This window comes from Bartonella sp. MM73XJBT (assembly GCF_028618465.1).
In the GTDB taxonomy this organism is placed as follows: Bacteria; Pseudomonadota; Alphaproteobacteria; order Rhizobiales; family Rhizobiaceae; genus Bartonella.
The window spans coordinates 1-5286 of record NZ_JAQISY010000061.1 but is presented as its reverse complement, the minus strand read 5'-3'; the positions used below and the strand labels follow the sequence as shown (position 1 = coordinate 5286).

At 36.3% G+C, this 5286-nt stretch carries 1 protein-coding gene; it reads left to right on the top strand.

The features are described from left to right. Positions 1-380: 380 nt before the first annotated feature. Positions 381-5286 (top strand): type ISP restriction/modification enzyme (locus PVV69_RS09180; RefSeq protein WP_273757262.1); only part of this gene is annotated, 4906 nt, incomplete at its 3' end.

Below are 5286 nucleotides of genomic sequence, written 5' to 3'. Positions count from 1 at the left end.
AATACAACCTATATCGACAACACAACCTTAAATTCAACCCATAGTATATTTTTGAAGGTATTTTGAGGGTTTGAGAAACCTTCAAAACCTATAGTAAAATGCATCAAAATGATCATTCTGATGTTTTTAAACACATAGTGCATTCGTCTTGAATGATATGTGAAATAAATAGCAAATTTCACTATTCTGTTGTTGATCTGACTTACGTCATAGGCTGTGGATAAAGAGCCTTTTAAACCCCTTTTGAAAAAATTTATCCGTTTTTTCGCATTTTCCTGCATTTTTTTCTCAATTCGTTCAAAATAGATTTAATAAGCTTCATTTTGATTCTTTTGAAAAGAATTAATCAGTAGCATATATTGCCATGGAGTTTATTATTTATGCTTCACCATCACAATTCTGATAATAAACAAGTCACTTTACGTTCTCTTTTAGAATATTATCGTCAACAAGCAAAATCACCCCGTGAATTGGGAACGCTGTTTGAAAACCTTGTCATGGCTTATCTCATGCAAGACCCTTTACAAAAGCAGGAATACGAAAAGGTTCAAACTTATTCGGAATGGGCTGAGGAACATGATGAAGATGGGCGTGATATTGGCATTGATCTGGTCGCTACAATCCGTGATGAGGGAGGATATGCTGCCATTCAATGTAAATGCTATGACGCCTCTCACATCATTAAAAAAGAAGATATTGATAGCTTTATCGCTGCCTCTGGGAAGAAAATATTCACCCGTCGTATTTTGGTTGATAGCACCGAAAGCAATTGGAGTGATAATGCTAACAACACTTGTGATGGTCAAGAGGTTCGCATTCAACAGATTAATCTGTTTGATTTAGAAAACAGTCAAATTGATTGGGGCGCTTATAAAGAACAAGGACAAGCTGTCCTTAAAGAACAACCAAAAAAAAAGCTTTTAGATCATCAGATAGAAGCACTGAAAGCTGTGTGTGAAGGTTTACAAGAAGCAGACCGTGGCAAGCTTATTATGGCATGTGGTACGGGTAAAACATTCACCAGTCTTAAAATAGCAGAAACTCTCGCCGGAAAAGGCAAGCGTGTTTTGTTTCTGGTGCCCTCCCTTGCTTTGATGTCACAAACAATAAGAGAATGGACAGCAGATACAGAAATCCCCTTGCGTTCCTTTGCAGTGTGTTCGGATACACAGGTAGGCAAGCGTCGTAAAGGGAAACAGGATGATGAAGCTGGTCTCGATGCTTCTGATCTTGTCTTACCGGCTACCACGGATGCAAAAGAACTTGCACGTAAAGCCAATAAGACCTCTCTTGATGTGATGACTGTGGTCTTTTCAACCTATCATTCCATTCAAGTGATTTCCGATACACAAAAAGACTATGGTTTACCCGAATTTGATCTAATCATTTGTGATGAAGCCCATAGAACAACAGGAGTTGTTTTAGGAACAGACAAGCATGAATCTGAATTTATCAAAGTTCACGATAACAGCATCATTCGAGGCAAAAAACGCCTCTACATGACAGCAACGCCAAAGATCTTTACCGATAAGCTGAAAAAGAAGGCTGACGTATCCGATGCCGTGCTAGCTTCTATGGATGATAAAGAGCTCTATGGAAAAAATCTTTATACTTATACTTTTTCAAAAGCTCTACAAGATAAGCTTTTAACACCTTATAAAGTTATCGTCTTAGCTGTTGATGAAGCAATTATCAACGCAACAATTCAGAAACGTCTTAAAGATAAAAATTCCGAACTTATTCTTGATGATACAACCAAAATGATTGGCTGCTACAAAGCACTTTCTCAAATAGAAAAGAAGGAAGACGATGGCATAAAACCTATGCGTCGTTCTCTGGCTTTCTGTAGGGATATCAAGACATCTGAACGAGTTAGTGAGATTTTTAATGATGCTATTGATGAATATCATAAATTTGTTCCCGAAAGTAAGACATCTCTTATCTTTGATGTTAAGCACATTGATGGGACTTTTAATGGTAAAGACCGTAATAAATTGCTTGATTGGCTTAAAGAAGATACAGATGAGAATAACTGCCGTGTACTCACCAATGTGCGCTGTCTTTCTGAGGGTGTAGATGTTCCTGCTCTTGATGCGGTTATGTTTTTACACCCGCGTAAAAGTCATGTGGATGTAATACAAGCTGTGGGGCGTGTAATGCGTCGCGCAGAAGGTAAAACAACAGGCTATATTATTTTACCCGTTGGTATTCCCTTTAATATTCCACCACAACAGGCTTTAGCAAACAATACAAAGTATGATGTCATTTGGCAAGTTCTCAATGCGTTGCGTGCTCATGATGACAACTTTAAAAACAAAATGAAAGCCTTAGAGCTAGACCAAGATGTTCGTCATCTGTTTGAGATTGTAGGGGTAACTTTTGACCCTGCTTTACAAGCAATGACCGCAGTTGTTGATGAACTATCCTTTCATGCAAAATCTGAAAGTGCTGGGCTTCATATTGGTTCAGTAGCAAGTGAAAGCCCTTATAGATATGAAGTACAAGAAGAGTTCGATTTTTATATTGATGAATTATCGCGCGCTATTAAGCCAATCATTGTCAGAAAATGTGGAGAGCCTAATCAGTGGGAAAAATGGGCGGGAAATGTTGCTGCGATTGCACAAAATCATATTATCCGTCTTAAAAGCATACTCGCTGATAAAAAGAGTGAAGCTTATCGCGCTTTTCATGTTTTTCACAAGGAATTAAAGAACGGTTTAAATGACAGTATCGAGCAAGAGGATGCACTTGAGATGTTGGCGCAACACCTTGTGACACGTCCTATTTTTGAATCCTTGTTTGATGGCAATGAGTTTGTGAGTAAAAATGCTATCTCACAAGCTATGGAAAAGATCTTAGCTGAACTTGATAAGATGAATATCAAAGAAGAAGCCAAAGATCTTGATAAATTTTATCAAAGTGTAAAGGAGGATACAGAGGGCATTATTGAAACGCGTGCAAAACAGAATCTTATTATCAGACTTTACGAAGATTTTTTTACCAAGGCATTCAAAAAGACAACAGATAAACTTGGGATTGTTTATACGCCTATTGAAATAGTCGATTTTATCTTACATTCCGTCAATGATGTTTTAGAGCAAGAGTTTGGACAAAGTTTGAGTTCTCGAGGCGTCTCTATTCTAGACCCTTTTACTGGAACTGGGACCTTTATCACACGGCTTTTACAATCTGGACTGATCAAATCAGAGGATATGGAATATAAGTTCCGAAATGAAATCAAAGCCAATGAAATTGTCTTATTGGCTTATTACATAGCAGCCATTAACATTGAATCGACTTATCATAGTCTTATGAAAGGAGACTATATCCCCTTTGAAGGGATTTGTTTAACCGATACTTTTTTGATGCTTGAGGAGAAAGATTTCTTCACACGCTATATGTTTGAAAATTCGGAACGGTGTAAAAAACAGCAGGAAGCAGATATCCAAGTTATTGTTGGCAACCCTCCTTATTCAGTTGGTCAAAAAAGTGCCAATGATAATAATCCAAATGTACGTTATGATACGCTTGATAGAAGTATTTATGATACATATGCATCAGGATCACAAGCAGCAAACCGTCGTAATCTCTATGATAGCTATATTAGAGCGATCAAATGGGCAAGTAATCGTTTAAGTTCACAAGGCGGTGTTGTCGCTTATGTTTCTGGGAATGGATGGATTGATAAAACTTTTGCGGATGGCATGCGAAGATGCTTACATAATGAGTATTCTTCTATTTATATCATTAACCTTCGTGGTGATGTTCGAAAAGATATGTTATCAAATAAAGCAGCAAAAGAAGGAGGGAATATTTTTGGTTCTGGAAGTATGACTGGAATAGCAATAACTCTTTTTATACGCAATCCATATGAGAAACAGCCTTGTAAAATTTACTATTATGATATTGGAGATGACCTTTCTGCCAAAGAAAAATTAAAAAAATTACGTACATTAAGAAGTGTAAAAGGAATAATACAATCCAAACAATTTATTGAAATTCTACCTAATGCAAAACATGATTGGATAAAGCAAAGAGATGTAACCTTTAATCAGTTTATGCCCATGGGAGATAGAAATATTTTAATAAATTCTAAAATCTTTGAGGAAGTATCGCTTGGTGTATGTTCAAAAAGAGATGCTTGGGTTCACAACTTTTCGAGTGCTGTATTAGATACGTCTATTCAAAAAACAATTGAATTTTTTAATGAGCAAAAGCGTCTCGTTGCTGAAAATCCTTCTATATCTGTAAAAAAAATCATTGATTATGATGCTACAAAAATTAGTTGGGGTGATGCTTTGATCTCCAAACTAAAACGAGGTGTAGATGCAACATTTGAATCTTACCTAAAAGTTCCTATTCTCTATACACCGTTTGTGACAATATGGCATTATGCTTCACCATTTCTTAATGATAGATTAGGACGTACGCATCAATTTTTTAATCCAACTATTCCGCATAATCTTGGTATTTGTGTTTCTGGGATAGGAAGTAGATCAAATTTTTCTTGTCTCATGACTAATAAACCGATCAGTTACGGTACTTTAGAAGGTGCAAAATGTTATCCACTTATGCTCTATTGTGAAGAGGAAAAACATCATGATCATAGCTTATTTACCACAAATACAAAAAAGAAAGTTCGTGATGGTATTACAGATGATGGATTAGCACATTTTAAAGCAGCTTATCCGAATGAAACCATAACTAAAGATGATCTATTCTATTACGTTTACGGAATCTTACATTCAGAAGATTATCGTTCCCGTTATGCTGATAACTTATGCAAAGAGTTGCCTCGTATCCCTTGTGTAAAAAGTGCTGAAGATTTTTGGAAATTTGTTAATGCAGGGCGTGAACTGGGTTATTTACACGTAAATTATGAAGATGTGGAACCTTATCCAGTGACCTTTAAAAAGGGTAATCCAAAACAGACTGATATCTCTAATCCCGAAAAATTTTATTATGTGACTGAAATGAAATTCGCAAAAATTAAGAATAGCAAGGAAAAGGATAAATCCACTGTTATTTATAACAGCAACATCATCATAACAGATATCCCCTTTGAAGCTTATGAGTATATCGTAAATGGTAGACCCGCCCTTGAATGGGTTATAGGTCGTCAATGCGTAAAGACTGATAAAAAGAGTGGCATTGTGAATGATGCCAATCGCTATGCTGTTGAAACCGTTGGAAATCCTGCTTATCCATTGGAGTTATTCCAAAGGGTTATTACCGTAAGTTTAGAGACAATGAAGATTGTTAAGAACCTACCAAAATTAGAAATTA